26 protein-coding genes are annotated in these 26,997 nt (G+C 60.7%); 17 read left to right on the top strand and 9 right to left on the bottom strand.

Going from position 1 to position 26,997, the window contains the following annotated elements; all coding sequences use genetic code 11:
• Positions 1–15 precede the first annotated feature (15 nt).
• Positions 16–1,905, bottom strand: a complete 1,890-nt coding sequence (locus tag CVU60_02455; protein PKN43238.1) for a long-chain fatty acid--CoA ligase — start codon at positions 1,903–1,905, stop codon at positions 16–18.
• Positions 1,906–2,155: 250 nt separating this feature from the next.
• Between CVU60_02455 and CVU60_02450 the strand changes: the two genes are divergently transcribed.
• The 10 genes from CVU60_02450 (at position 2,156) to CVU60_02405 (ending at position 9,802) form a co-directional block, all read left to right on the top strand.
• Positions 2,156–3,295, top strand: a complete 1,140-nt coding sequence (locus CVU60_02450) for an AI-2E family transporter (protein PKN43237.1) — start codon at positions 2,156–2,158, stop codon at positions 3,293–3,295.
• Positions 3,292–4,041 (top strand): thioester oxidase, encoded by a 750-nt coding sequence (locus tag CVU60_02445; protein PKN43236.1) that lies wholly within the window; start codon positions 3,292–3,294, stop codon positions 4,039–4,041. The genes CVU60_02450 and CVU60_02445 overlap by 4 nt, the downstream gene beginning before the upstream one ends.
• Positions 4,041–4,721: a peptidase gene (locus CVU60_02440; GenBank protein ID PKN43235.1), complete on the top strand. Its 681-nt coding sequence runs from the start codon at positions 4,041–4,043 to the stop codon at positions 4,719–4,721. The genes CVU60_02445 and CVU60_02440 overlap by 1 nt, the downstream gene beginning before the upstream one ends.
• A gap of 77 nt (positions 4,722–4,798) precedes the next feature.
• Complete coding sequence (locus CVU60_02435; protein PKN43234.1) at positions 4,799–6,679, top strand: ABC transporter ATP-binding protein; 1,881 nt, start codon at positions 4,799–4,801, stop codon at positions 6,677–6,679.
• Positions 6,680–6,687: 8 nt separating this feature from the next.
• A complete protein-coding gene (locus CVU60_02430; protein PKN43233.1) occupies positions 6,688–7,101 on the top strand; it encodes a DUF2721 domain-containing protein in 414 nt (137 codons plus the stop codon).
• Positions 7,091–7,312 (top strand): hypothetical protein, encoded by a 222-nt coding sequence (locus tag CVU60_02425; protein PKN43232.1) that lies wholly within the window; start codon positions 7,091–7,093, stop codon positions 7,310–7,312. Before CVU60_02430 ends, CVU60_02425 begins: the two co-directional genes overlap by 11 nt.
• Positions 7,309–8,172 (top strand): pantoate--beta-alanine ligase, encoded by an 864-nt coding sequence (locus tag CVU60_02420; GenBank protein ID PKN43231.1) that lies wholly within the window; start codon positions 7,309–7,311, stop codon positions 8,170–8,172. The genes CVU60_02425 and CVU60_02420 overlap by 4 nt, the downstream gene beginning before the upstream one ends.
• Positions 8,173–8,523: an aspartate 1-decarboxylase gene (locus tag CVU60_02415; GenBank protein ID PKN43230.1), complete on the top strand. Its 351-nt coding sequence runs from the start codon at positions 8,173–8,175 to the stop codon at positions 8,521–8,523.
• An 11-nt stretch (positions 8,524–8,534) separates the two neighbouring features.
• Complete coding sequence (gene panB / locus CVU60_02410) at positions 8,535–9,374, top strand: 3-methyl-2-oxobutanoate hydroxymethyltransferase (protein ID PKN43229.1); 840 nt, start codon at positions 8,535–8,537, stop codon at positions 9,372–9,374.
• Positions 9,375–9,481: 107 nt separating this feature from the next.
• On the top strand, positions 9,482–9,802 hold the full coding sequence (locus CVU60_02405) for a hypothetical protein (GenBank protein PKN43228.1): 321 nt from the start codon (positions 9,482–9,484) through the stop codon (positions 9,800–9,802).
• A 45-nt stretch (positions 9,803–9,847) separates the two neighbouring features.
• Here CVU60_02405 and CVU60_02400 read toward each other — a convergent pair whose 3' ends face one another.
• The gene (locus CVU60_02400) at positions 9,848–11,038 is read right to left on the bottom strand and encodes a hypothetical protein (protein ID PKN43227.1); all 1,191 of its coding nucleotides are present in this window, start codon (positions 11,036–11,038) and stop codon (positions 9,848–9,850) included.
• 103 nt (positions 11,039–11,141) lie between these two features.
• Here CVU60_02400 and lolA point away from each other — a divergent pair, with 103 nt between their 5' ends.
• A complete protein-coding gene (gene lolA, locus CVU60_02395; GenBank protein PKN43226.1) occupies positions 11,142–11,780 on the top strand; it encodes an outer membrane lipoprotein carrier protein LolA in 639 nt (212 codons plus the stop codon).
• A gap of 45 nt (positions 11,781–11,825) precedes the next feature.
• On the opposite strand, the gene CVU60_02390 is transcribed toward lolA, so the two are convergent.
• Together CVU60_02390 and CVU60_02385 are read right to left on the bottom strand one after the other, a co-directional pair.
• Entirely contained in the window at positions 11,826–12,551 is a 726-nt protein-coding gene (locus CVU60_02390; GenBank protein ID PKN43225.1) for a molecular chaperone DnaJ, read from the bottom strand.
• On the bottom strand, positions 12,551–13,009 hold the full coding sequence (locus CVU60_02385; protein PKN43224.1) for a YkgJ family cysteine cluster protein: 459 nt from the start codon (positions 13,007–13,009) through the stop codon (positions 12,551–12,553). Before CVU60_02385 ends, CVU60_02390 begins: the two co-directional genes overlap by 1 nt.
• A gap of 181 nt (positions 13,010–13,190) precedes the next feature.
• Between CVU60_02385 and mqnC the strand changes: the two genes are divergently transcribed.
• From mqnC to CVU60_02360, 5 genes are all read left to right on the top strand, one after another.
• A complete protein-coding gene (gene mqnC, locus CVU60_02380; GenBank protein PKN43223.1) occupies positions 13,191–14,228 on the top strand; it encodes a dehypoxanthine futalosine cyclase in 1,038 nt (345 codons plus the stop codon).
• Positions 14,225–15,448 (top strand): aminopeptidase P family protein, encoded by a 1,224-nt coding sequence (locus CVU60_02375; GenBank protein ID PKN43222.1) that lies wholly within the window; start codon positions 14,225–14,227, stop codon positions 15,446–15,448. The genes mqnC and CVU60_02375 overlap by 4 nt, the downstream gene beginning before the upstream one ends.
• Before the next feature lie 75 nt (positions 15,449–15,523).
• Positions 15,524–16,153, top strand: coding sequence for an NYN domain-containing protein (locus CVU60_02370; protein PKN43221.1), 630 nt, complete (start codon positions 15,524–15,526; stop codon positions 16,151–16,153).
• A gap of 31 nt (positions 16,154–16,184) precedes the next feature.
• Positions 16,185–16,829 carry a hemolysin III gene (locus CVU60_02365; GenBank protein PKN43220.1) on the top strand — a complete coding sequence of 215 codons (645 nt, stop codon included), beginning with the start codon at positions 16,185–16,187 and terminating at the stop codon, positions 16,827–16,829.
• Between the two features lie 3 nt (positions 16,830–16,832).
• A complete protein-coding gene (locus tag CVU60_02360; protein ID PKN43219.1) occupies positions 16,833–17,108 on the top strand; it encodes a GIY-YIG nuclease family protein in 276 nt (91 codons plus the stop codon).
• A gap of 87 nt (positions 17,109–17,195) precedes the next feature.
• Here CVU60_02360 and CVU60_02355 read toward each other — a convergent pair whose 3' ends face one another.
• The 5 genes from CVU60_02355 to CVU60_02335 form a co-directional block, all read right to left on the bottom strand.
• Positions 17,196–18,998: a protein-disulfide reductase gene (locus CVU60_02355; GenBank protein PKN43218.1), complete on the bottom strand. Its 1,803-nt coding sequence runs from the start codon at positions 18,996–18,998 to the stop codon at positions 17,196–17,198.
• A 228-nt stretch (positions 18,999–19,226) separates the two neighbouring features.
• The gene (locus CVU60_02350; protein PKN43217.1) at positions 19,227–21,365 is read right to left on the bottom strand and encodes a (Fe-S)-binding protein; all 2,139 of its coding nucleotides are present in this window, start codon (positions 21,363–21,365) and stop codon (positions 19,227–19,229) included.
• Complete coding sequence (locus CVU60_02345) at positions 21,365–21,997, bottom strand: lactate utilization protein (protein ID PKN43216.1); 633 nt, start codon at positions 21,995–21,997, stop codon at positions 21,365–21,367. Before CVU60_02345 ends, CVU60_02350 begins: the two co-directional genes overlap by 1 nt.
• Before the next feature lie 179 nt (positions 21,998–22,176).
• Positions 22,177–22,707: a hypothetical protein gene (locus tag CVU60_02340; GenBank protein ID PKN43215.1), complete on the bottom strand. Its 531-nt coding sequence runs from the start codon at positions 22,705–22,707 to the stop codon at positions 22,177–22,179.
• A 137-nt stretch (positions 22,708–22,844) separates the two neighbouring features.
• On the bottom strand, positions 22,845–25,670 hold the full coding sequence (locus CVU60_02335) for a 4Fe-4S ferredoxin (GenBank protein PKN43214.1): 2,826 nt from the start codon (positions 25,668–25,670) through the stop codon (positions 22,845–22,847).
• Between CVU60_02335 and CVU60_02330 the strand changes: the two genes are divergently transcribed.
• Positions 25,552–26,997, top strand: coding sequence for a hypothetical protein (locus CVU60_02330; protein PKN43418.1), 1,446 nt, complete (start codon positions 25,552–25,554; stop codon positions 26,995–26,997). The genes CVU60_02335 and CVU60_02330 overlap by 119 nt on opposite strands.

Raw genomic sequence — 26,997 nt, 5'->3', positions numbered from 1 at the left:
CTTTAAACATTTGAGTTATTTCAGCAACCGGTTGATGATGTCCTTGTATTTTTTTTCGATGACGTGGCGCTTTTTCTTGAAGGAGTTGGTCAACTCCTCGCCGAGGGTGAACTCCTTGTCGAGAAAATGGATGTTCTGAAGCTTCTCGTAAGGCTTGAAGCCTTTCTTGGCATTCAGAAGCTTGTTCATCTCTTCGCGCAGACGGTCGAGCAACTGTTTGTCGCGCAGCGCTCCTTCGGTTTCTTCCAGCACCTGATTGTATTTTTCCTGCACGAACTCGCGCAGCTTTTCCAGATCCGGTACGATGAGCGCACCAAGTCCCTTCTTGTCCTGACCCACGAGCACCGCGTCCTGGACAAAGGGGAACATGGACAGGGTGGCCTCGATGTTGGTCGGGTCGACATTCTCTCCACTGGCCAGGACGATGATCTCCTTGGCCCGGCCGGTGATGACCAGTTCCCCGGTCAGGGTCAGCCGCCCAAGGTCGCCGGTGCGCAGGAACCCGTCGGGACTGAAGGCGTTCGCGTTGGCCTCGTCGTTTTTGTAGTACCCCTTGGAGACCTGTGCGCCGCGGACCTGGATCTCGCCCTCGACGCCGTTTGGCAACGGCTCCCCCTGCTCGTTGACGATGCGAAGCTCAGTCTCATCCACGGGAGGGCCGATGGTGCCGAACACGTCGCAGTTGAAGCCGCGTCCGGCGATGCCGGGGGAGCATTCGGTCATGCCGTAGGCATTGATGATGCGGATGCCGATGGCGTCGATCCATTCATCCAGATAGGGCGGCAGGCTGCCGCCGCCGCTGATGGCGCCTTTCAGGCGACCACCGAATTTTTCCTGCACGAGCACGAGCTTCTTCTTGGCCAGGAGGTTGGGCAGGAAGAGAAACATGTTTGAAACCAGGGCCTGCACCTTGTCCGCAAAGCGCAGCGGAAAGGCTTTTTTCTCGAAGACGGGTAACTGGTCGCGCAGCACGCGCGCATTGCGGCGGTAGGCGGCGGAGACCCGAACCAGCAGATTGAAGATCTTGGCCTTTTTGGGATCTTTCTTCTTCAGGCCCGTCGTGATTTTGGAATAAAGGGATTCCCAGATGCGTGGCACGGTTGCGACCAGAGTGGGCTTGTAGGATTCCAGATCCGCCGCAAAGGTGCGGATGGATGAGTAGACCAGGCAACTGCCGCTGGCGATGCCTATGTATTCCGCGGTGCGTTCGAAGATGTGCCAGGTCGGAAGAATGGACACCCACACGTCGTCGGACTGCAGCCTGATGAGCGGCGGCAGGGTGCGTACGTTGTGCATGAGGTTGGAATGGCTGAGCATGACCCCTTTGGGGGTTCCGGTGGTGCCGGAGGTGTAGATGATGGTCAGCAGGTCTTCCGGGGTGATCTTGTCGGCCAGCCCCCTGAACCATTCGATGTCCTTGGGTTCGATGGAGCGGTTTTCAAGCAGTTCCGTATATGACGTGGCCTTGTCGAACCAGGAGTGCTTTTCGGAGCTGGCGGCGATGAATACGCCCTTGAGCTTGAGGCTTTTTATCAGTGCCTGGCATTCCTTGTAGAGCTTGTCCGTCTCGACAATCAGGAATTCAGAGTCCGAATGATTGACGATGAATTCTATTTCGCTCGGAGGCGTGTCGGTGCCGCGCGGAACGCTGACCGCTCCCAGGGCTTGCAGGGCCATGTCCGTGACAATCCAGGAATAGCGATTGTCGGAGAGCATGAACACCTTGTCGCCCTTGCGCACCTTGTTGGCTTTGAAGGCCCGGGCAAGAATGAGCACATCCTCGAAGAATTTTTCGTAGGTGACTCTGAATTCGTCCTCGCCCACGCGGTAGATGAAAGCGAGATTGTCGCGGTGTCGATCGCAGGTTTCCAGAAAGGTGTGGAAAAACGTGGGTTCAAAGGCCATTTCGATGGTCTCCCGGTGAGGAAATGAATCCGGTCGATAAGAACTTCTCCGGTAACGGTCGCGCATGCGGAAGAAGGTGCCATGGTCACGAAGCGGTAAACGTTGAATAACCATTGGAATGTATGACAAGCTCTGTTTCAAATCAAGCGTACGAATCCGGGGCTTCCAAGCCATTCTCTAGTCTGCTATCCGCTGTAATGGCAGGCTGGTTCCTGCGTATTTTTCATATTGCCGAGCCTCGGGAGGGCTGATGATTCTCGACAAGACTCCATATTCCTTCGACCGCGTCGTGCGCATGGCTTTGGCCGCAGGGCTGCTCTGGGGCGTCATCACGACCCTGGGCTACCTCAGTGACGTGCTCATCCCTTTTGCCGTGGCCCTGCTCCTGGCCTATATTCTCAATCCGCTGGTGCATCGCGTGCAATTGCTCGTGAAGAGCAGGGGGCTGGCCATAGGGTTGACCCTGTTTTTTTTCTTTGCGGCAGTCGGCGCGCTTTGCTGGTTCGTCATTCCGCTCATGGGGCGCGAGGTTGCGCATATGGGCCGGCTCATTTCCGATCTGGTCAGCAACTCCAAGCTGGCCGAGGAGGCCGCCAATCGTCTGCCGCCCGACGTGTGGCAGGCCCTGCGGGATTATTTCAACACGCCCGAGGTGCGGGACTTCTTTCGCACCGACAGCTTCATCTCCATGGCTCAGGCCACCTTGCGCAGGGTCCTTCCTGGACTCATGGGGATCATCAGCGGCACCTACAGCGTGCTCATGGCCCTGGTCGTGCCGGCCGTGGTTCTCCTGTACCTCATTTTTCTGCTCATGGATTTTCAGAGGGTGCGGGTCGCCTGGAAGGAGTTGATACCGCCCCAGTACCGCGAAAGCGTTGTGTCCTTCGTCGAAGAGTTCGATCTGGCCATGAACCTCTATTTTCGCGGTCAGACGACCATCGCGGGCATCCTCGGGATTTGTTTCGCCACCGGCTTCTCCATGATTGGTCTGCCCATGGGCATTCTGCTCGGCTTCTTCGTTGGAATGCTCAATCTGGTGCCCTACCTTCAGTTGCTGGGGCTTATCCCGGCAGTTGTGCTGGCCGCCATCCACGCTCTTGAGACCGGCCAGTCTTTCTGGGTGGTCATGGGCATGACCGGTCTTGTCTTCGTAATCGTGCAGATCATTCAGGACGCGGTGCTCGTACCGCGCATTCTGGGCAAGGCCATGGGCCTGTCCCCGGCCGTGATGCTCCTGTCACTTTCGATCTGGGGCAAGCTTTTGGGCATGCTCGGGCTACTGATCGCCCTGCCCATGACCTGTCTGGCGCTGGCCTATTATCGTCGGCTGGTGCTGGCACCTTCCACGCCGGGACTGATCGTCAAACCTGCAGAGGAGGGCGGTTCGTGAATATGCGTACCATGCGCGACTTTTTGAAGGATGATCTGCGTTTACAGCTTGATTTTTCCCGCTCGGACCAGAATCGCGGCATCATGCCGCCTCCGGTGCAGAAGCCTGTACAGGCGGATCAGAAGTTGATTTCACTGCCGGACGATCCTGCCTCGGCCTTTGCCGGGCGCATGGATCTGGTCCGCGCCCTTGCAGGTCGCAAGAGCCATCGGGCCTGGCGCGATGAGTCGCTGAGCCCAGAAGAGCTCGGCTTTCTGCTCTGGGCTGTGCAGGGGGTGCGCGGGAAGAGGGGCGTAACCAGTGTTTTCCGCACCGTCCCTTCAGCCGGCTGCAGGCATGCCCTGGAAACATACTTACTGGTCAACAACTGCGAGTCTCTTGAGCGGGGTGTGTACCGCTACCTGCCCCTTGAGCACGGGCTGGTGCTTGAAGCCTCGGGCGGGGCTGATTTTACCACTCGTCAGCACGAGGCCGTGCTCATGCAGACCTTCGTGACCAAGGCGCCCGTGGTGCTGGTTTGGGCGACCATCCCTTACCGCATGGAGTGGCGCTACATGGCGGCCGCCCACCGGGTCATCGCAATCGATGCCGGACACGTCTGCCAAAACTTGTATCTTGCGACACAGGCGGTGGGGTGCGGCACCTGCGCGGTGGCGGCCTTTCATCAGCAGGCCCTGGATGAACTTCTGGGCGTGGACGGGGAGGACGAGTTCGCCCTGTATCTGGCCCCCGTGGGCAAGGTCTGATGCCCTACGTCGTCGGGTTTCTGGTACTGGTTGCGCTTATCGCCCTGCCTGGGCTGTGGGCACGGCACGTTCTTGAGCGTCATGGCCGGGATGAGTATTTTTCCGGCACGGGCATCGATCTGGCGCGGATTCTGGTGCAGGACCTGAATCTTGCAGGCGTGAGCGTGGAGACGACGGAGCTTGGCGACCACTACGACCCAAGGGACAAGGTTGTGCGCCTCAATCCCGCGACAAGCGGCAAGCGTTCCCTGACCGCCGTGGTTGTTGCCGCCCACGAGGTGGGACATGCCATGCAGGATCAGTCCGGGGACGGACTGCTGCGTTTTCGCACGGGGCTGGTCATGTTCGGGATCTGGGCCGAGCGCATCGGGGCAGCGGCGCTCATGATCGCGCCGCTTTTGGGCGCGGCCCTGCAGGTGCCTCTGATCGGCCGCCTGCTGCTTCTCGGGGCGGTCCTGGTGCTCGGCATTCCGGTCATCGTTCATCTGGTGACCCTGCCCGTGGAGCTGGACGCGAGCTTCAACCGCGCCCTTCCGTTGCTGAAAGCCGGAAGGTACATCCCGCCCGAGGACGAGAAGGCGGCCCGTCAGATCCTGACGGCCTGCGCCCTGACCTATCTTGCGCAGGCCCTGGCCAGCATGTTCAACATCCTGCGCTGGATCAGGCTTTTCAGGCGCTAGATTCCCTTCTGGACAATCCGGATGATTCTCCCTAGTAGTCGGGGCGTCCGAACAACCAACCCGCTTTCCCCCAATCCATGGCACTCATCAGCGCAAGCAACATATCTCTCTCATTTTCCGGTCCGCTCCTGCTGGACAACATCAGTCTGCAGATTCATGCGGGCGAACGCATCTGTCTCCTTGGCCGCAACGGCGAGGGCAAGTCCACGCTCATGCGCATCCTGTCCCGCGAACTGGCGCCCGACTCGGGCGAGGTGGGCCTTGGCAAGGGACTGACTACGGCGTCCCTGCCCCAGGAGGTTCCCGCGGATCTGACTGGCACGGTCTATGACGTTGTCGCCTCCGGAGCAGGCGAGGCCGGGCTTTGCCTGGCGGCTTTGCGGCACGAAGGGCACGACGACGCCTGTGTCGATCCGAATCTGCTTGCGCGGGCGCATCGAATGCTCGACGAGCAGGCCGGCTGGAGCCTGACCCGCAAGATCGACACGGTCATCACCCACCTGGGGCTCAACCCCGAGGCGCAGTTCACCTCCCTGTCCGGCGGCGTTAAGCGCAAGACCCTGCTGGCCCGGGCCCTGGCCGGGGAGCCGGACATCCTGTTTCTCGACGAACCGACCAACCATCTCGATGTGGACTCCATCCGCTGGCTCGAAGAATTTCTGATCAAGCAGTCCCGAACTCTCTTTTTCGTCACTCATGACCGCATGTTCCTGCGTCACGTGGCCAATCGCATCCTGGAGCTGGACCGCGGGGTTCTGGTGGACTGGGCCTGCGATTACGACACTTTTCTGAAGCGCAAGGAAGACGTGCTGGCCACCGAAGAGACCCTGTGGCGCAAGTTCGACCAGAAGCTGAAAGAAGAGGAGATCTGGATCAGAAAGGGCATAAAAGCCCGCCGTACGCGCAACGAGGGCCGCGTGCGCGCCCTGCAGGCCATGCGAGCCGAACGCAGTCAGCGTCGTGAGCGGACCGGCACGGTGTCCATGCAGATCCAGGAGGGCCGCAAGACGGGCGGCCTGGTCCTCGAGGTCACGGACATTTCCTATGCATGGGGAGATGAGCCGGTCATTCGCGATTTTTCGGTCAACATCATGCGTGGCGACAAGGTCGGCATTGTCGGCCCCAACGGTGCAGGCAAGACTACGCTCCTGAAACTGCTCCTTGGAGATCTTGAACCCCAGAGCGGCAAGGTTCGGCAAGGCACGCACCTGGAGGTCGCCTATTCGGACCAGATGCGCTCCCTGCTCGACGAGACCAAGACCGCGCGCGAGATTGTCGGCGAGGGTGCGGACTACATCGACGTGAACGAAAACCGGCGCCACGTCATCGGCTACCTGAAGGATTTTCTCTTCACCCCCGATCGGGCCCAGACCCCGGTGAACCTCCTGTCCGGCGGGGAGCGCAACCGGCTGCTCCTGGCCAAGCTCTTCACCCGGCCCTGCAACGTGCTCGTTCTTGACGAACCGACCAACGACCTGGACCAGGAGACCCTCGAACTTCTGGAAGAACTTATCGGCGATTTTCCGGGTACGGTGCTCGTGGTCAGCCACGACCGCGAATTTTTGAACAACACGGTCACGTCCTGCCTGGTTTTCGAAGGTCAGGGGCGGGTGGTCGAGTACGCCGGCGGTTACGACGATTGGCTTTCGCAGCGCCCGCAGGTCGCGGAGCCCGAGCTGGTTTTGCCCAAGGCGGCAAAGCTCAAGGTGGCCAAGACCCGCAAGCTGACTTATAAGGAAAATCTGGAACTCGACGCCTTGCCTGGACGCATCGAGGCACTGGAGGCCGACATCGCGGCCCTGCACGAGCAGATGAACGACCCCGAATTCTATTCCAACGATCACACCGTGGTTGCGGCGGCCGCCTCCCGGCTGGAAATCCTGGAGGCCGAACTGGACTCCCTCTTGACCCGCTGGGACGAACTCGAAGAGCTGCGCATGGTGTGCGAGTCCTCATAAGGATACACATGGACATCACCCTGACCACTCCGGCCCTGCTTTTTTCGACCATTTCGCTCATACTGCTGGCCTTCACCAATCGTTTTCTGGCCCTGGGCAGCAGGATCAGAACCCTGTATGATCGTTACCAGGACAACCACGGCCCGTCCCTCTTGGCCCAGATCGAGAACCTGCGTCTGCGGGTGAACCTGATCCGGCTGATGCAACTCTACGGAGTGGTGAGCCTTTTTTTGTGCGTCCTGTGCATGTTTTGTCTTTTTGCCGGGCTTGTGACCCTGGGCAAGTTCCTTTTCGGCCTGAGCCTTTTGGCCCTGTTGGTCTCCCTTGGCCTGTCCACGCGCGAGATTCACATTTCCACACAGGCCCTGAACATCCAACTGGAGAGCCTGAGCCTCTCGCAGGAGGAAAATGATGCACGCTGACTTTGGTGACTTTCGGGATTTCATTTGCAGAAAATGCGGCTTGTACGGGATGGTCGACGTTATCGGCATGGAGTTCGTCTACGACCAGAATACAGGCATCCTGCATGACGTGATCGACGATCCGGACGGACGCCGCAAGGGAGATCAGATCGTGTGCGATTGCGGATGCGAATTTTTCGACATGCAGGTTCATTCCAAGAGGGGCAAATGAGCGGTATGAAGTGTGTCCAAAGCCCTCGGTCCATGCAGGAGCTGGGGCTCGAGTGGCGCAGGCAGGGGATTTGCGTCGGCCTGGTGCCAACCATGGGTTATTGGCACGAGGGTCATCTGAGCCTGATGCGCTGGGCCCGCCAGCACTGCGATCTGCTGGTGTCTTCCATCTTCGTCAATCCGACCCAGTTCGGTCCGGGCGAGGATCTGGAGAACTACCCTTCGGATATCAACCGTGACTCCGCTCTGGCCGCAGAGTGCGGGGTTGATGTGCTTTTCACGCCGTACAAGGATGAAATGTATCTTCCGGGCCATGGCACGTGGGTCAATGTTCCGGAGCTGACCAGGAATCTCTGTGGGCGCTCGCGTCCCGGACATTTCCAGGGCGTGGCCACGGTGGTCTGCAAACTTTTCAATCTCGTGCAGCCGACCTTTGCCGCCTTTGGCGAGAAGGATTGGCAGCAGGTGGCCGTGATCCGCAAGATGACGCGCGAGCTGGACATTCCGGTACGCATCGAGGGCCGCCCCATCGTGCGCGAGGCTGACGGACTGGCCATGAGCTCGCGCAATGTTTATCTGACTGTTGAGGACCGCGCCGTGGCCCCGCATATCCAGAAGGGGCTCTGTCTGATCGAAGGCATGATCCGGGCCGGGGAAAGAGATTGCGAAGCGCTGCGCCAGGCGGTTCTGGATTATTACGAAGCGTGGATTCCTTCCGGAGTGCTTGATTATCTTGAGCTGGTCGATCCCGACACCATCGAGGCCGTGGACCATGTCCGCGCCGACATCCTGGTCGCCGTGGCCCTGCGGCTTGGCAAGGCCCGGCTCATTGACAACAAACGAATCAACCTAGAGAAATAAATGTCTTTACGTACCTTTTTGCAGGCCAAACTGCACCGCGCCACCATCACCGGGGCCGAGGTCGATTACGAAGGCTCCGTGGCCATCTGTCCGGACCTCATCCGTGCCGCAGGCTTTTATCTGAACGAGCGCGTCGATATCTACAATGTGGACAATGGGGAGCGTCTCTCGACCTACGTCATCCTCGGCCAGAAGGGCGAGATCTGCCTGAACGGAGCTGCCGCGCACAAGGGCAGCAGGGGCCAGAGGGTCATAATTGCCTCCTACGTGCAACTGACCCCCGAAGAGATCCCCGGCCATGAGCCCACCGTGGTCCTGGTCGGACCGGACAACGAAATCACCAAATCCTAGCGGAGACGAGCATGAAAACCATAAGCGACTTCCTCCAGATGAAGAAAAACGGCGAGAAGATAGTCATGCTGACGGCCTACGATTATCCCTCGGGTCGCTTGGCCGAGGAGGCTGGCATTGACATCGTTCTGGTCGGTGATTCCCTGGGGATGGTCGTGCTTGGTTACGATTCGACAGTGCCAGTGACCATGGCCGACATGATCCACCACAGCCGCGCTGCCCGGCGCGGGGCCAAGGACACCTTCATGCTCACGGACATGCCGTATCTGACCTACCAGATCTCCACGGCCCAGGCCATGGAGAACGCGGCCCGCCTGGTGCAGGAGGGGGGATGCGAGGGCGTCAAGATCGAGGGCGGCGAAGAGATCGCGCCGCAGGTGCGGGCCCTGGTCAACGCCGGGATTCCCGTTTGCGGGCACATCGGGCTGACCCCGCAGTCGGCCACGTCCTTGAGCGGCTACAAGGTCCAGGGACGCACCGCGGAGGCGGCCAAGAAGCTGCTGAACGACGCGCTGGCGCTTGAAGCGGTCGGGGCGTTCATGATCGTGCTGGAGTGCATCCCGGCGCAGGTCGCGGAGCTGATCAGCAAGCGCCTCTCCATACCGACCATAGGCATCGGCGGCGGCGCGGCCTGCGACGGACAGGTGCTGGTCTTTCATGACACCTTGGGACTCTTCGAGCGCTTTGTGCCCAAATTCGTCAAGCAGTTCGAGACATTGGGTGTAAAAGCCAGGGGCGCTCTGGGCGCCTATGCCGCCGAGGTCCGTTCAGGCGCCTTTCCTGACGACGCGCATTCCTTTTCCATGAATGCAGAGCAGCTCCAGAAGATTTACGGCGACCACCGGGAATGAGGACGCGGCAACAAAAGGACTGAAATCCGGTTCTGTTCGGTTTTCGTTTTTCCTGCTACAGGGTGCGCGAGGTAAAGAGATTCGAGATCAGCCGCGAGGAGACCATCATGCCAAGCATCATCCGTCCCAATATCAGCCGGCGTCGGTGGCCGCGCCACGAAAAGAAATATCTGGTGCAGATAGCCACGTCCCTGCAAAGCGGGTTCAGTCCGGCCACGGTGTTCAATTTCAGTCGCGGGGGGCTCTGTTTTGTCCACCCCGAACCTCTGGACAAGGGGAGCAGGGTCATGGTCCGCCTGCCCCAGGATCTGGTCAGCCTGGCCCGGGATGTGAAAGCGCAAGTCAAATGGTGCGTGCCTTCAAGCACGGGAGGGTTCGCCATCGGGATCCAGTACGAAGAACCCCTGCGCTGGACCAGATACGAATAAGGCCCCGATTGAGGGCTTTTTTCATTTCAGGGCGCGAGGAATTCTTCAGGATTCGGGGATGCGCAGCCTGGAGATGGCGATGAGGCTCGCGATGAACAGGGCCGCGCCAAAAAGAGAGAAGGACAGGGCGAAGCTGAACCGCTCTCCGCTCCAGGCCAGTACGGCGGGGATGAGGCCGGCGCCGATGATCGATGTGCACGTGACGGTCAGGGACACGGACAGGTCGCCGGTGGCCTTGGGGCAGACCAGGGCCAGGACCGCAAACCCCACCGGGAAGAAGCAGACCACGAATATCGGTTGCAGGGTCAGCATGGTCACGGTCCACCACAGCGGGCCGTATCCGGCCAGGAACGTCGTCAGCCCCGTGCCCAGCAGGCAAAGGGCCAGGGTGCGGCGATAGCCGATGCGTCTGATGATCCATCCCGTGGCGGGCAGGAAGACAAGGGACGCGGTGCGCGAACATCCAAGGATGATGTTTGCCATTTCCCGGGTGGTTCCCTTTTCCATGACCAAAAATGCGGGCACCAGATTGTAGATTCCCATCTCCACGCCCACGGCCAGGACAAAGAGCAGGGCCATGATCCAGAAAGCCGGTCTGGTCACGATGGTCTTTATGTTGCCGAGCACGGGCGCCATGCCCGGGCGCACGGTGCGTGGTCCACGCAGGGCGTAGACCACGGCCAGGATCAGGCAGACGGCTCCGAGCAGGCGAAAAAGGGCCGGATAGCCAAGGAATCCCAGGAACAGTTCGCTGATGAAGGGAGCCGCGATGAAGGCCAGGTTCGGAGCCAGTTCGTGGATGGAGAAGGCTTGCCCCCAATGGGCCGCAGGGGTGATCTCGGTGATGGTCACCACTCCCGATGGCATGTACAGCCCCGCTCCAATGCCCATGATGGTGATCCAGATCGAAAAGCTGGTGAACGTGTCGCTTCCCGCCAGCCCAAGCAGGCCGATGCCGATGCCTGCCACTGAGGCGACGATGGTGCCCTTGTGCCCGAGACGCTGGGACACGAATCCCGCGCAAAGAACGGAGACGCTGTATCCTCCCGCCAGACAGACAAAAAGATTGGCGCTGGCGGCCAGGCTGCGCCCAAGATGTTCGCTGATCGGCAGCAGCAGGGGGCCGAACATGGTCCGCGCCAGAAAATTGGCGAGAAAGACCGTTGTCAGCAGTGCCAGGGCGGGCAGGGCCGGGGCAAATGGCGGGGGGGGAATTTTTTTCGGGTCTGGGTTCATCGCTTAACAACCGTGAGGAAACTCTGTATTTGGCCAAGTGGCGTAAAGGGATCATCCGATACGTCCATTGAATCGTGAAAGCAACATCAACCAGGAGGTTCGTGTGCCGCGCTTTTTCATGGGGCTTCTCTTCGTCCTGACCAGCGTCTGGTGCGCACAGGCTGCGGATTTGAGCGATCAGATCCAGAAGCGATATGATACATTGCAGTCTTTTCGGGGTTTTTTTCTGCAGAAACTGACCAACGCCTCCAGTCGCGAGGTGCAGGAACGGCTCGGCAGCATCACCTTCAAACGTCCCCGCTTCATCCGCTGGGAAACGACGAGCCCCGAGAATGAGCTGCTCATCATCGGCCAGGACACGGTCTGGGAATATTTCCCTGCCGAGGAGACAGTCTACCGTTATTCGGTGGAGCAGGTCCTGAGCTCCAAGACCATGATCCGCTTTCTGTCCGGCGAGGCCAACCTGAAGGACGACTTCATCGTTGAGGACCTTGGCGCTGACGGGGAGTTCAGACACCTCAGAATCACCCCCCGGGAACCCGAGCCCAATCTGGTCGAAGGAGAGCTCTGGGTCCGGCCGGGACAGGACATGCTTGAGAAGATCAAACTTGTGGATTTCTTTGGCAACGTGAACGAACTTGAACTGACCGGGATCGAGCTTGACGTGGAGGTGGCGGACAAGGAATTCACCCTGGATCCGCCCAAGGGAACGGAAGTTATCGAGGGGATGGTCGGGGAGTGAAAAGAATAGGTCCTATGGGTCGTATGTGACCTGTAGGACCTTTTTTTAGACAGCCAGCAATCTCAGGTACAGATCGCCTTTCCAGGGCCCCAGCCGTCTGCCCATGCCCTTGAGGCGAATGGGGCGTCCTACCACGAAGTCCGGGGGCAGGGTCACGTCTATGGTGCGCGGTTCTGCGCTGAAGCGGTGCCGGATCTGAACCCGCAGGGTGGTGCCGGGGATGAGGTCGCGGGCGGGCAAGCGCAAGGTCTGGCGATCGTCGAGCTGGCCGGCGGCCCAGTCCTTGATGCCCCGGACAAGGCCCTTGCCAAGATCGATGCTGAGCGCGCGCTCTCCCCATTTGAGGTCCAGTTTTTTTGTCGTGATCGGCTCAGGGGCACTGCCTTCGGGTGGGACTCCGCGTTTGAGCTTGCTGAAAATGTCCTCGAAGACCTGCTTGGCGAAGGGATCATTCAGGATGTCCCGCAGCACCTCTTCCTGCTTGGCGGAAAATCCGCCCGAGGGTTTCCCGCCGCGCTTGACTCTGGCTTCCTCTTCCTGCCTGATGGTCTCGGCATTGAAACGCCGCTTGTCCGCTGGCTCGGTCTCCAGGTTTTTCTTGAGCAGCACGTAGGCTTCGTTCAGGCGGCTGAAACTTTGGGCCGCGCGCGTATCGCCGGGATTCAAGTCCGGATGGTACTTGAAGGCCAGTTTGCGATAGCTGGCCTTTATCTCGTCCAGGGTTGCCCCAGGGGAGACCTCAAGCAGGGAATAGCACTCGGACAGGCGCATCAGATTTTATCCATCAGGTCCGCAATGCGCAGGGCGTTTGCCTCGTCCTCGCGGCCCGCCTTGGCCAGATGGTTGTCCTTAATGTAGGCGATGCCCTGACGGGCGAATTCGGCGTGTCCGCATTCGGGACGGATGCCCGGGCAGTATTCCTGGGCCAGTTCCCAACTTACGGGGTCGACCAGATTGCCGCGGAAAAAAGGCCAGGCACGGCATACGTCCGGCTTGGCCGGGTGCACGGTGCAGGCGGTCTGGGGGTCGAAAAAGACGCAGTAGCCGTCCTCGCCGCAGCGCAGGACCAGCTTTTTTCCCTGGGCCTCGGTGTAGCGGGAGCAAAATTCCTCCACCGTCATGCCCAGATGTGCGGCCAGACGTTCACGTTCCGGGGCCGAAGCGACGATGCCTCCCTGGCCTTGGCAGCAGTGCCCGCACATGCGGCAGTCAAATACGGTTTCGGTCATTGTCACCTCTTGCTTGGGCCCGACTTGAACCACAAGGCGCGGAGTTTGGCAAGGGGCTCGGCTGCGGGGCCGCGGCCTGCGGACGGGGTGCGTGCAGCCGCTTGGCGTCCTGCAAACCCTTGACCTCACACCCGGCCAAAAGCTAGCACTTCACCAGCCCACCATCATCCAAGGAATGCTTATGAACACCCGCCTGAACAGGAACGAGGCCCGCTACGTCTGGGACATGAACGACGTCTTTTCCCTCGGAAAGCTCGCTCATCAGCGTCGCATGGAGATGCATCCGGAGGGGATCGTCACCTACATTGTCGATCGCAACATCAATTACACCAACGTCTGCGTGTCCGCCTGCAAGTTTTGCGCGTTTTTCAAGGGGCCGGGTGAGGAGGGCGGTTACGTCCTGCCCACGGAAGAGATTCTGTCCAAGGTCCGGGAAACCGTTGACGTGGGCGGTTATCAGATTCTTCTGCAGGGGGGGATGAACCCGGATCTGCCCCTGGGCTATTACGTTGATCTCCTGACCACCCTCAAAAATCATTTTCCGAGCGTGGCCGTGCATGGCTTTTCCCCTTCCGAGGTCTGGTATCTGAGCGAGAAGGAGGGACGCCCCGTGGCCGACATCCTTATGGAACTACGCCGTGCCGGTCTTGATTCCATGCCCGGCGGCGGTGCCGAGATTCTCAATGACGAGGTCAGAGAGAGAGTTTCTCCGCGCAAGTGCACGGCGGATCAGTGGATTGGTGTGATGGAGACGGCGCACGGCCTTGGCATGCGCACCACGGCGACCATGATGCTCGGCCAGGGGGAGACCTTTGCGCAGCGCATGGAGCACCTCGAACGGCTGCGCGACCTGCAGGACCGCACCGGCGGGTTCACGGCTTTCATTCCCTGGACCTTTCAGCCTCGCAACACGCGCATGGTCATGCCCGAGGCCTCGTCGCACGAATATCTGAAATTTCTGGCCCTGTGCCGTCTGTATCTGGACAACATCGACAACATCCAGGCCTCCTGGGTCACGCAGGGGCCCATGATCGGGCAGCTGGCCCTCTTTTGGGGAGCAAATGACTTCGGGTCGACCATGCTCGAGGAGAATGTCGTCGCGGCCACGGGCGTGCATTTTCTGCTGCCCGAGGATCGGCTGCGCGGGCTGGTCGAGCGCGCCGGATTCAAGCCCCGGCGACGGAAAATGGATTACACCCTCTGCGAGGAGGGCGCATGACTTTTGTTTCCCTTGAGCAAATGCCCCTGTCCGAGACCCGGGAGCGCATCTCGCGCCTGCGGGCAAACATGGCCGAAGCTTGCCCCGAAGCGTCGGGAATTCTGGTTTTTTCGCGTCTTGGCATCTACCACCTGAGCGGGGTCTGGGCCAGCGGGGCGCTGTGGGTGCCCATGACCGGCGAGCCCGTGCTGCTGTGCCGCAAGGGCGTGGAGCGGGCCCGTCTTGATTCGCCGCTGGAGCGCATCATGGAGTTCAAGTCGTATTCGCAGTTGCCCGGCCTGCTGCAGGAGGCCGAGGTCCCTCTTGGCGATACCGTGGCCGTCGAAATGACGGGACTCAGCTGGTCCATGGGCGAGCTTTTGCGCTCGAAGCTGCCGGGGATCAGCCTGGTTCCCGGCGACATTGCCCTGGCCTGGACCCGCGCCGTCAAGACATCCTGGGAGCTGGCCAAGCTGAGGCTGGCCGGTACCCGCCACGACCAGGCGCTGAACGACACACTGCCCGACCTCATTCGTCCCGGCATGACCGAGCGCGAGATAGCCCTGGCCGTGTGGGACGCCTTCTACAGGCATGGCCACCAGGGCATGATGCGCATGCAGAACGCGGGGGAGGAGATTTTTCTGGGCCATGTCGCGGCCGGTGATTCGGCCAATTATCCAAGCGTGTTCAACGGTCCGCTGGGCCTTCGCGGAGCCCATCCGGTGCTTCCTTTTCTGGGCTATGCCGGAAAGGTCTGGCAGCGTAGCGAGCCCTTGGCTCTTGACTGCGGATTTTGCCTTGAAGGCTACCATACGGACAAGACCCAGGTGTACTGGGCAGAAGAGTCGGTGATTCCCGAAGAGGCGGATCGCGCCCAGGATTTCTGTCTGCAGATCCAGGAACACCTGAGCAGCCGTCTGGTGCCCGGCGCCATCCCTGCGGAGTTATACCGCGACTGCATCCGCATCGCGCTGGCCAACGACATGGGCGAGGGATTCATGGGCCTTGGCCGCAACAAGGTCGGTTTTTTGGGCCACGGCATCGGACTGGCCATCGACGAATGGCCGGTCATCGCCCCCACCTTCGACCGTCCTCTGCAGGAAAACATGGTCCTGGCCCTGGAGCCCAAGATCGGCATCGCGGGTCTTGGCATGGTCGGTGTGGAAAACACCTTCGTGGTCACTCCCGAGGGCGGCAAGTGCCTGACCGGCGAGCGCTTCGGCCCGACTTTTCCCGCCTAACGCATGTGGCGGACGTGTTCATAATGTGCTACGTGTTTTCATAAGCATTTTTTTGGTATTCAAGTATGAGGATTCATGACCCAAAAACGCAGACTCTGGCTTATCGACGCAGGTTATCTTTTCAACGCCCGGCATAGCGTTCGCAGCGGCTATGAATTCAGCTACCTGCGCCTCAGGAATTATCTGGAGCAGGACGGGCTCATCTGGAGGGCCTACTACCTCAACTCCACCCCCAATCCTCCCTCGGACGGGCAGGACAATTTTCATCGCTGGCTGCGCAGCGGGCCGCCGTTTGGGCCCAAGATCATAACAAAGTTTTATACGCTCAAACAGCAGCGCGCGGACAAGGCCTATTGCGAGGAATGCGGTCAGAAGGTGTCGCTCAGGTGCCAGAATCAGAACGGGGATTTCACGCATCGGGTCTTCAACGAGATCCAGAAGGGAGTGGACGTGGCCATCGCCACCCTGTCGCTCATTCATCAGCGCAATTACGATACCCTGATGTTGTCCTCCGGCGATTCCGATTTGCTCGACGCCGTGGAACACCTCTCGGAGCAGGGCAAGAGCATCGAACTTGTGGTTTTCAGGGACGGCGTTTCTTCAGAGCTGCAATGCCGGGCCGACCGCATCTACTGGATAAACGATTTTGCGTCCGAAGTGGACAATTCCTTTCGCGATGCGGGGGGAGAGGGTGACAACCCCTGAGGGCCGAGGCCCGGGGATGGAGGGTAAATACATGAACCAGTCTGCTTCCGAGTATTCTCAGGGTGAAGAGATCGCCAACAGCATCACCCATGCCATAGCCGCCGGGATGTCCATCGCCGCTCTGGTGGTGCTCATCGCCCGGGCCGTGTCCTATGGCGACGCCTGGCACGTGGTCAGTTTCTCCATTTTCGGGGCAACGCTCATCCTGCTCTACATGGCGTCAACCCTGTACCACGCCATTCCGCTGCCACGGGCCAAGCGCATTCTGAAGACCCTGGACCACAGCGCGATCTTCCTGCTCATCGCCGGCACCTACACGCCGTTCATGCTGGTCAACCTGCGCGAGACAGTGGGCTGGACCGTGTTCGGGGTGGTCTGGCTGCTGGCCGTGGCTGGCGTCGTGCTCAAATGCTGCTTCGTGTACCGCTTCAAGCGCCTGTCACTGACCATTTATCTTGGCATGGGCTGGCTCTGCATCCTCATCGGGCGCGACATGTACGCGACCCTGTCCGGCGCCAGCCTGATCTTTCTGGCCCTGGGCGGAATGGCCTATACGCTGGGTGTGATCTTCTATGTCTGGAAACGCCTGCCATACAACCATGCGATCTGGCATCTCTTTGTCATCGCGGGCAGCACCATGCATTTCTTCTCGGTTCTTAACACCCTGCCGTCATAGTCCGTGTCCGATTGGTTCGTGTACGTGCTGCGCTGCGGCGACGGGAGTCTCTACACCGGCATCACCACCGACGTTGCCCGACGCCTGACCGAACACGCTTCCGGCGGACCCAGGGCCGCCAAGTATTTGCGTGGTCGCGGTCCGCTGGAACTTGCCTTTTCAGTTCCGGTGGACGGTAAGTCCGCGGCTTTGGCCATGGAAAGATGGATCAAGGCGCAACCGAAAAGACTCAAGGAAGAACTGGTCGCGGGCAGGCTGCACTGGCCGGATTTGGATTGAAGCACGCTCTTAAGGTCAATGAGAGGCAAGGACTGATTGGAGTGCCAGGATAATGAGGCGCGGGCAGGTTCCCGCGCCTTTTTGCGTTCAGGGTAGTTCCTGATCCAGGGCATCCTCGAGCTGGCCGCTGGTGAACAGGTCGCGCAGCACGAGGGGGCTGTCCGGGTTGTTTTTGGGGAAGATGGCCAGGATGGGAATGGATTTGGATCCCAGGCTTTCGAGCAGGGCCATCAGTTCGGGATCATGGCGGGTCAGGTCCACGCGCAACAGGACGGCATTGTGTTTCCTGGCGAACGCGGCGCTCTTCTCCGGAGTGAGCACGGTCTTTTCCAGAAACTTGCAGTTCGGGCACCAGTCCGCCGTAAAGTCCAGGATCAGGTTTTCCTGCCCGCGCAGGGAGTCGAACTGACGCATGTCGAAGTTTTTCCACGGGTCCGGATGTCCTTCCGGGCGGAAGAGGAAAGCGGCGGCAAGGACGACCAGGGCGACGGCGATGCCGCGAACGGACCATCTGCGCAGGCTGCTTTGGCTCAGATTGGTCCACTTGCCCCAGATCCAGGCCGCCAGGGCAATGGTCCACAGCAGAATGAGCACGTTTATGTATTCTGAGGTTGGCAGCAGGCCGAAGAGATACACGCAGGTCGCGGCCAGAAGAAAGCCGAGGATGCGTTCCAGATGCAGGGTCCAGGGGCCGGGTTTGGGCAGGAAGCGGTACAGGCCGGGAAAGAGAGCCATGGCCAGGTAGGGCGAGGCCATGCCAAGCCCTATGCAGCTCAGGACCATGGCGATGACGTCCGGAGGCTGGATCAGGGCCCAGGCCAGGACTCCGCCCAGAAACGGCCCGCTGCACGGGGTGGCCAGGATCGTGGCCAGGATGCCGGTGGTGAAGGACTCCAGCCGCGGATGATGTACGACCCCCTTGGCCTTGCCTTTGAGGTCGATGAGCGGGAGATCGTAGACCCCGAACAGGCTCAGGCAAAGCGCGAAGACAATGGCGGTCAAGGTTATGATGGCTGCCGGCTCCTGGAAAATCTGTCCCCAGGCCATGCCGGTGACGGCGATGATCCCGGCCAGGATCAGGAAATAGACCATCATCCCGAGAGCGAAGAACAGGTTGTGGGAACGAAAGGCCCGGCGCTGACTTTGTGGCACACTGTCTGCCGCCGGGATGAAGGAGCGAAGCTTCAGGGTGATGACCGGCAGCACACATGGCATGAAATTGAGGATCAGGCCGGCCAGAAAGGCGAGCGCGGCGGCCTTGGAGAGAGTGTTGACCTCAAGGCCGGGAGCAAAATAGCGGGGCGACAATGTCTTGGCGGCGGGCGTCTGTGTCGTTTCACCGGGTGTGACGGGTTCTAAGGAAACGTCCGATGGCAGCCCCGGAGCGGCTTGCAGAAAGCGGGGCCACCAATCCTGTTTCTCGGCAGACGGCAAGGCCGCTGTCGCCGCGATCACGAGTTCAAGTTCATTCTTGATGGGCTGGCAGGTGGTCGAGGAGCAGAGCAGGGCCTTTATCTCCGCCACGACCGTGGCCGGTCCGTCGGGCAGGGGGATGAAAAAGGGGGTCGGGCCGTCGTAGAGTTCCACGGTCAGGCTCGGGTCGAGGGGGTCGGGTCCAGGTGTCGGCTGCGGGTAAAGAGGCGACAGGGCCTTGCCGTCGCGTGTCGCTCTGATCTCCGTGGGGAATCCGGACGGGCCCTGAATGTTGCCGTAGGCATGCCAGTCGGGAGCGGGTGTCAGGGTCAGCACGGCAAGGACGGGAGTCTGTGCGCTGTCGGTTCGAAAGGCCTGGAGTGAAACCCGGTACGGTTCATCGGCCCGGGATTCGGCGGGAAAGGCCATGGCCAGGAGCACAAGGCAAATCAGAAAAAATCTGGACTGAAATATCATTGTTTCTCGGGGGGTGAAGTGTAATCGGCAATGTGTCTTCGAACTCCTACTTTTAAGAGGTTTGCGCACGCGAAGCAAGGACGGGGGAGAGCAAATTTCTCAGTGAAGGAATAGGTCTTATAGGTCGTATGAGGTCTATTGCTGAAAAAAATGCCGGGAGCCTTCCAGAGGAAGACTCCCGGCGCGCAAGGAGAGAAAAGTGCGGGCCGGGCAATCCCGGCCCGTTTGTTATTTTAGGTGGTCGGCCAGCACTTCTGCGATGTGTCGCACTGCGAAACCGGATTTGTTCACTTCAGCGCCGCCGCGCAGCTGCATGATGCAGCCCGGGCATTCGGTGACCAGCACTTCCGCGCCGGTGCGACCGGCGTCGGTCAGCTTGTTCTTGAGGATCTGTTCGGAAATCCCTGGGAACTTGGCCGAGTAGGTGCCGCCGAATCCGCAGCAGACCTGCTCCTGCTCCGCCTGGGCGTATTCATAGCCGCCCAGGGCCAGAAGCTGGCGGGGCTGTTCGACTACGTCCAGACCGCGACAGAGGTGGCAGGGGGCGTGCAGGGTGGCGCGCTCCTGGGTCTGTTTGAACTTGTCGGCGGTTACGCCGAGCACGTCGGTCATGAAGGCCGAGAAGGGCATGACCTTGTCGGCAAAGGCCTTGGCCTCGGCGTCGTTTTCACCGAGCAGGAACGGGTAGTTGTGCTTCAGGTGCGAGGCGCAGGAGGCGCACAGGGTGATGACGTAGTCGTAGTCGCCGCTCATGGCCGCGATGTTCTGCTTGGCCACGTCCACGCCCGCTTTCTTCTCGCCCATCATCTGCAGCGGCAGGCCGCAGCAGGACTGGTCCATGGGGAATTCCACGGCCACGTTGTGCGCCGCCAGAACCTTGACCGCCGCTTCCATCTGTTCGGGATAGACAAAGTCCTGCACGCAGCCCGAGAACAGGGCGATGCGGTACTTGGGTGCGGAAACCGTGGGTTTCAGCGCCGCGAAACGATCCCGGAAGGGCTTGGCGGCAATGGCCGGCAGAGCCTTGAACCCATGATCCTTGGAGAAGATATGGGGCAGATGGCGGATGTACTGCGTGCCGCCGGTCAGCGGCCGCTGGGCCATCTTGGCCGTGCGCAGGAAGGCATGGAAGAGCTTGCGGTTTTTCAGCAGCTTGCCCAGCAGCATGGAGGGCAGCGGATGGCCGTCCTCGTCCAGGATGCGCGCGTGTATTTCCTTGATCAAAAGGGGCAGGTCGATGCCCGCCGCACAGATGTGCTTGCATGCCTGGCAATTGATGCAGTTCTGGACCAGGTTCTTGGCCTTGTCCTTGCCGTGGAAGAAGTAGGTCAGGATGAGGCCGATGGCGCCGATGTAGATGTGACCCATCTGGTGGCCGCCGACCATGCGGTAGACCGGACAGACGTTGGCGCAGGCGCCGCAGCGCACGCAACGCAGGACCTGGGCGAAGAGCGGATCCTTGGCCATCTCGCTGCGGCCGTTGTCCAGAAAGATGATGTGCATCTCTTTCTTGCCGCCGGGCGCGGTCTGGCACTCGTTGGCGCCGCTGATCCAGGTCACGTAGGAGGTGATGGCCTGACCCGTGGCGTTCTTGGGAACGACACGCAGGATTTTCAGGGCGTCGGCAAGGCTGCCGCAGAGCTTGTCGATGCCGGCAATGGCCACATGCACGCGGGGCAGGGTGGTGACCAGACGGGCGTTGCCTTCGTTGGTCATCAGGCCGATGGTGCCGGTCTCGGCGATGGCGAAATTGGCTCCGCTGACGCCCATGTCCGCATCGGCGTATTTCTGGCGCAGTTCGCGACGGGCGACCTTGACCAGACGCTGGATGTCCGAGGACTGGTCATGCTTGGTGACCTGCGAGAAGAGTTCCGCGACCTGGTAGCGGGACAGGTGGATGGCCGGCATGACCATGTGGCTGGGACCTTCGTGCCGGAGCTGGATGATCCATTCGCCAAGGTCGGTCTCGACCACTTCGAGCCCGTCTTTTTCCAGACGATGGTTCAAAAGGGTTTCCTCGGCCGTCATGGACTTGGACTTGACGATCACCTTGCACTTGTTCTCGGCCGCGATGCGGGCCACGATCTCGTTGGCCTCGTCGCCGTCCTTGGCCAGGTGCACTTTGACACCGTTGGCTTCGGCCTTGGCCTTGAACTCGGCATACAGCTCGTCCAGACGGGTCAGCCCAGCGTCTTTGGCATCAACCACTTCCTGGATCAGGGCTTCCACGTCGTATTCGCGGAATGCGTTGGCCCGGCCAACAGGGTAGGCCGTGGCGAATTTGTCCATGGCTCCACGCAGGAAGGTGTTGTCCAGAGCTTCGCGCAGTTCGTCGTTGTATTCGGAAAGATTTTTGGCCTTCTGCATTATTTGTCCTCCAGAATCAGGATGTGCAGTTCCAGGGGCCCGTGCACGCCCAGGGCCAGAACGCGTTCGATGTCAGCGGTGCGGCTCGCGCCGGTGACAAAGGCCAGATAGTTGGGCTTCTGGCTCATGAAGCCCTTGAGTTCGGCGTACATGTCCTCGGCCGTGGCACGGATGCGTGACTTGGGGATGACCGCGACGTGAATTTCGCTGACCATGGTGGCCAGACGCAGCTCTTCGCTCGCCGAATTGATGACCAGGCTGCCGGTCTCGCCAATGCCGTAGTCGGCGACGGTGAAACCGATGTCGATGCCGGCCAGATGGCTGCGCATCCCGTCCTTGATGACGGAGATCTGGCGGGTTCCAGCCTGCTTGACCAGTTCGGCCATGTCGGCGTCGTTCAAGGCGGGGGCGGCGATGATCTTGCCCCATTCCTTGAGCTCGCACAGGTCCTTGCCCTTGTCCGACAGGGTCTCCTCACAGCCGCTCATGAGCAGCTGACAGGCTTCTTTCTGGGCGCACAGATCAACAGTATAGGCGATGGCCTGGGCCATGGAGTCCACTTCCGAAACAATGGCCGAAACTATTTCCGCTTTCTTCCGGAATTTTTCCAAAACTTCTGGGGTTGCTCCCATACGTCCTCCTGGGTGAATTCATTTGGCATACCATACGCAGGATGCGTGCCAGCTCAGCCTGCGAGCTATCATTCAATTATTTCGGTGTATTGATGGCGCCAGATGATCCCTGGTCCCAAAACAATACCAGCAGTTGGGTGATTTCACCCAACGATGATGGGGGGATTGGCGCAGTCATTTCATTGTGAAGCGGCTTTGTCCCGCAGGCGCCTTAGCATTTCCGACGCGGCGATGCCCCCGGCTTCCGTCAGTTCCCCGAATTCAAGGGCTTCGCGGATCGTGTCCAGCAGATCGTCGAATCCGGGCGCCTTCTGCTTGGAGAAAACATGGTGCGCTCCCTCACGCAGGGCCACGGAATCGACCCCACGGTCGATGAGGCTCTGCAAAAGCGGTCTCCATGCCTCCCGGCCGAGGTTCTCCAGGGCCACGGCCGCAAGCCAGGCCACATCGGAGTTCCGGTCTTCCAGAGCTTCGACAAGGGCCGGTGCGGAACCCGGATGGCGCAGCGCCCCGAGGGCCTTGGCCGCGGCCCAGCGCACATGGTGGTCCTTGGCGGTGAGGAGCGCCTGGCACAGGGGCGCAACCGCCGGTTCGCCCAGGGCTTCCAGTCCTTCCCGGCCCTTCTTGCGGATCAGTCCGTCCTTGTGTGCCAGCATTGCAATAAGGGCCGGAATTTCCGGGGTACTTGATTCTTCTGCGTTCATGGTCATTCCGTGCTGAATTGTGCCTGATTAACTGGTACTGTTAAGCACGATTCGGGAAAAAGTCCCGCGGAAAGTTCAAAGGTGCACTTTTGACGTTTGTGCTGTCGCTCACGGACTGCTTGCGTTGATCGTAAAGAACCGGATCATTCATCCGTTCTGGAGCATTCCTCCAGCAGATAGAGGATGTTGCGGTAGGGGATGCCGCCATGCATGTTCAACCCGATCTCGCATGTGCGGGATGTGGAATATCCCTCGTTGCACCCCGCGACCTGTCCGGCCAGACCTGCCAGCGCCGAGGCGTTCAGGTCCGGTCGATGGAAGCCCTTGTCGCCGGAAAATCCGCAGCAGAGGATGCCCTCGGGCAGGACGACGTCTGCGGCCAGGCGGCGTGCCAGGTCCGTGAAGGCGTCGGTCAGGCCCATGAGACGGGTGGAGCAGGTCGGGTGCAGGGCGATGCTGCGCCGCACAGGTTTCAGGTGCAATCGCGGCAGCAGGAAGTTGTGGGCGAACTCGACGGGTTCAAAGAGGGCAAGCCCCCGGATTTCTTTTTTCATGCGCGCAAGACACGGGCTGGTGTCGCAGAGAATGGGGTGGCGGCCGTTTTCGGACGCCTTGCGCAGCGCACTCTCCAGTTCCAGGATCTTCAAGCGGGCCTGATCGGTGAGCCCCTTGGTTTCAAAGGCCTTGCCGCAGCAAAGTTCGTTCACGTTGTCCGGGATGCGTACCGTGAATCCGGCCCGTTCGAGCAGCTGCTGCGTGACTGCGGGCAAGGCGGGCAGACGGTCTTCACGGGTGTCGCCCATGGTCCGTGCGGCGCAGGAAGGCAGGTACACGACTACGTCCCCCCCTGTACCGGAGCGCGTTTTTCCGCGAAACGCTTTTGCCCCACGGGGCAGGCCTTTTTGCCAGAGGGGCAGTCTGTTGCCGCTCAGTCGCGTCAGGATTCGACTCACGGCTTCCATTTTCTGGTCGCCGAGGGCCAGATGCGCAAGGTCGGCCGCGCCCAGTACGCCACGCACAAGGGACGTGGCGGCCGTGAAATGCGAGGCCACCTTGCTCGCCGCCGTGCGCGCAATGGGAGTGGCCGCATCGTGGCGCAGGTCCCGTATGAAGGCCGCCACGTCGATGGCCAGCGGGCAGCGGGTGGTGCACAGCCCGTCCGTGGCGCAGGTCGATTCGCCCAGTTCCGTGAAGGCGGCGCGCCACTGTCTGGCTTCGTCCGCGCGTCCTTCCTGCTCCAGGCGGGTGATTTCGCGCCAGGCCGCGATGCGCTGGCGCGGCGTGAAGGCAATGTGCCGCGACGGGCAAACAGGCTCGCAGAATCCGCAGTCCACGCACATGTCGATTTTGGGGTGGCTGGTCAGGGGAAGCTTGAGGCCCCGCAGATGCTCATCCGGGTCTTCGTTGAACATGACGCCCGGGTTCAATATCCCATGCGGGTCGAGCAGGGTTTTGATCGCGCGCATGACCGCATAGATGGTGTCGCCCCATTCCTGACGCACGTAGGGTGCGATGGAGCGGCCCGTGCCGTGCTCGGCTTTGAGCGACCCGTCGAAGTCGCGGGTGATGAGGGTAGCCAGGTCATCGAGAAAACCGTGCAGCCGCAGTAGTTCCACGGGATCGTTTATGCGCGTGGGCAGGGTGAAGTGGAAATTGCCGTGAAAGGCGTGTCCCATGATTCCGGCTTCATAGCCATGGCGTTCAAAGAGGCGCTGGAAGGCGGCGCAGCCCTCGGCCAAGCGCTCCACCGGGATGTTGATGTCTTCGGTGATGACGAACTCGTCGGCGGCGCGGAAGCTGGTCACCGCCGAGAAGAGGCCGCGCCGGATGGCCCACAGGCGCTCGCATTCGGCGGCGTCCGTGGTGAAGCCGGGTTTCACGACCTGTTCGATGCCGGTCAGTGCGTCCAGGATGGCCCCGGTATTGCGCGCAAGCTCTTCGCTGTCGGCGGCCCGGGTCTCCATGAGCACGGCGCAGGCCTCGTCGCCCAGTTCGCGCAGGATGGGCGGTGCCGCAGGCAGGCCCTCAACGGCCCGGATCGAGGTGCGGTCAAGAAGCTCCGCCGCCTGCACCGGGCAGCCTCCGCGCAGGGCCATGACCGCCCGCGCCGCCGCGTCCAGGTCCGGAAAGATCATGAGCGCCGTGGCCCGCAGGGGATGGACGGGCAACGTGGCCAGGGTCACGGAGCTGACAAAACCCAGCGTTCCTTCGGAACCGATCATGAGATGGGTCAGGATGTCGATGGGATCGTCAAATTCGGTGAGGGCATTGACGGCATAGCCCATGGTGTTCTTGATGGAATACTTGCGCCGGATGCGTTCCACCAGGGCCGGGTCGGCCATGATTTCGCGGCGCAGATCCAGGAGGCGCTCGAGCACATGCGCGTGGCTTACGCGCAGCGCGGCCACGCTGTCCGGGTCTTCGGTATCCAGGATCGTGCCGTCGGCCAGAATGAGGCGCATGTGGCGCATGGTCGCAAAGGTGTTCTGATCCACGGTGCAGCACATGCCGGCAGCGTTGTTGGCGACCATGCCGCCGATGGATGCGGCCGAGGCCGAGGCCGGATCTGGCCCGATGCGGCGTCCGTGCGGGGCCAGGGCGGCGTCGGCCTCGCCGCCAGTCAGGCCGCAATGCAGCCGGATGGCCCGTCCCTGGTCCAGGATTTCATGCCTGCGCCAAAGCGGGCCCCGAATGCGCGCCACGATGTCTTCGCCCGTGGCCTGACCGTTGAGGCTCGTGCCCGCTCCGCGAAAGGTCACGCCGCCGCCGTGTTCACGCAGGGTCGCCAGCAGGTTCTGGATTTCGGTTTCGTTTTCAAGGTCGATGACGGCCTTGGCTCGGGGCTGGTAGATGCTCGCGTCGAGGGCGAAAACGCGCGCCCGCACGGCATCCGGATGCAGGCGTTCCGCCGGGACGATACGGGCCAGGGCGGCGGCAAGGGAAGACGGCAATGGCATTGGGCGCTCCATGGGGTCGGTGCTCCTGAAACGTGTTCAACGGAACGGAGCGTGCACTGGAAGGACAAAATCACTAGGGGCGTGCAGTGCCGAAGTCAATGTGACGGATCGGGCCAACCGCGCGGGCCTTGCGGGAAAGGCCGGTGACGCCAGAAAAGGGTTGCAAAGCTTCTTGCTGATCGATAATTGTTTATTCTTTGCGCTCACTTTTTTTGAAATTTTAATAAAAACACAGGCTTGTGCCATTCGCGCCGCGCGGCGTCTGGACAGCCCGGAGGCATCGATGAAAATGAGAATTTCGGTTGCGATCTTTCTTGCAATGACCATGTTCTGTGCCGCGTCCGCCCAGGCGGAGCGGGTTCTCAAGTTCGGGCATATCGCGCCCACCAAGATCGAGGACAAGGATTTCCCCATGCACAAGGCGGCCCTGGCCTTTGCCGCGCACGTGGAAAAAGAGACGAAAGGCGAGATCAGGATCGAGGTCTTTCCGCTGGGCCAGCTCGGCAACGAGCGCTCCATGCTGGAGCAGGTCCAGTTCGGCACCCTGGACATGATGGATTGCACCACGGCGGTCATGTCCAACCTCATCCCGCAGGTTGGTCTCCTTGACCTCTTCTTTCTCTTTCCGAGCAAGGAGGTAGCCTACAAGGTCCTGGCCGACGAGGAATTCAAGACCGTCATGGACGCGCTCATGCCCGGCATGGGGCTCATACCCATCGGATACGCCGAGAACGAGATGCGCGACTTCGGCGTGCGCGACAAGACCATCTCCTCGCCCGAACAGATGCAGGGCGTGCGCGTGCGGGTCATGGATTCGCCCGTGTTCCTCGAAAGCTTTCGGGCGCTCGGTGCCAATCCCGTTGGCATCCCCTTTCCGGAGCTGTACACGGCCTTGCAGCAGGGCGCGGTGGACATGCAGGAAAATCCCATTCCCACTTCGGTCATGATGAAGTTCACGGAAGTGGCCAAGCATCTGACCCGTTCCTCCCATTCCCTGACCAGCCTCTACAAGATGGTCAGCCGTCCGGTCTGGGAGAGCCTGACCCCCGAGCAGCAGCAGATCTTTCTGGATGCCGCCAAGATCGCCGAGGACATCAATCGCACCGAAAACACGAACATGCGCAACGAGCTTGAAAAGCTGGCCGTGGATAAATTTGGAGCCACCATTGCGGACCTTACACCTGAAGAGCGCAAGGCGTTTCATGATGCCGTGCTGCCCGTTCACGAGAAATTCGCGGATCAGGTCGGCAACATTCCAGACGACCCCAAGTTCGGGAAGTATGCAGGCAAGCGCTACTACGACATGATCGTGGAAAAGGTGAATCTGTACAGCAACTAG

This window comes from Deltaproteobacteria bacterium HGW-Deltaproteobacteria-18 (assembly GCA_002841885.1).
Lineage (GTDB): Bacteria > Desulfobacterota > Desulfovibrionia > Desulfovibrionales > Desulfomicrobiaceae > Desulfomicrobium.
Note: the sequence above shows the minus strand (reverse complement) of the source record. Positions and strands in the feature narration are given on the sequence as shown.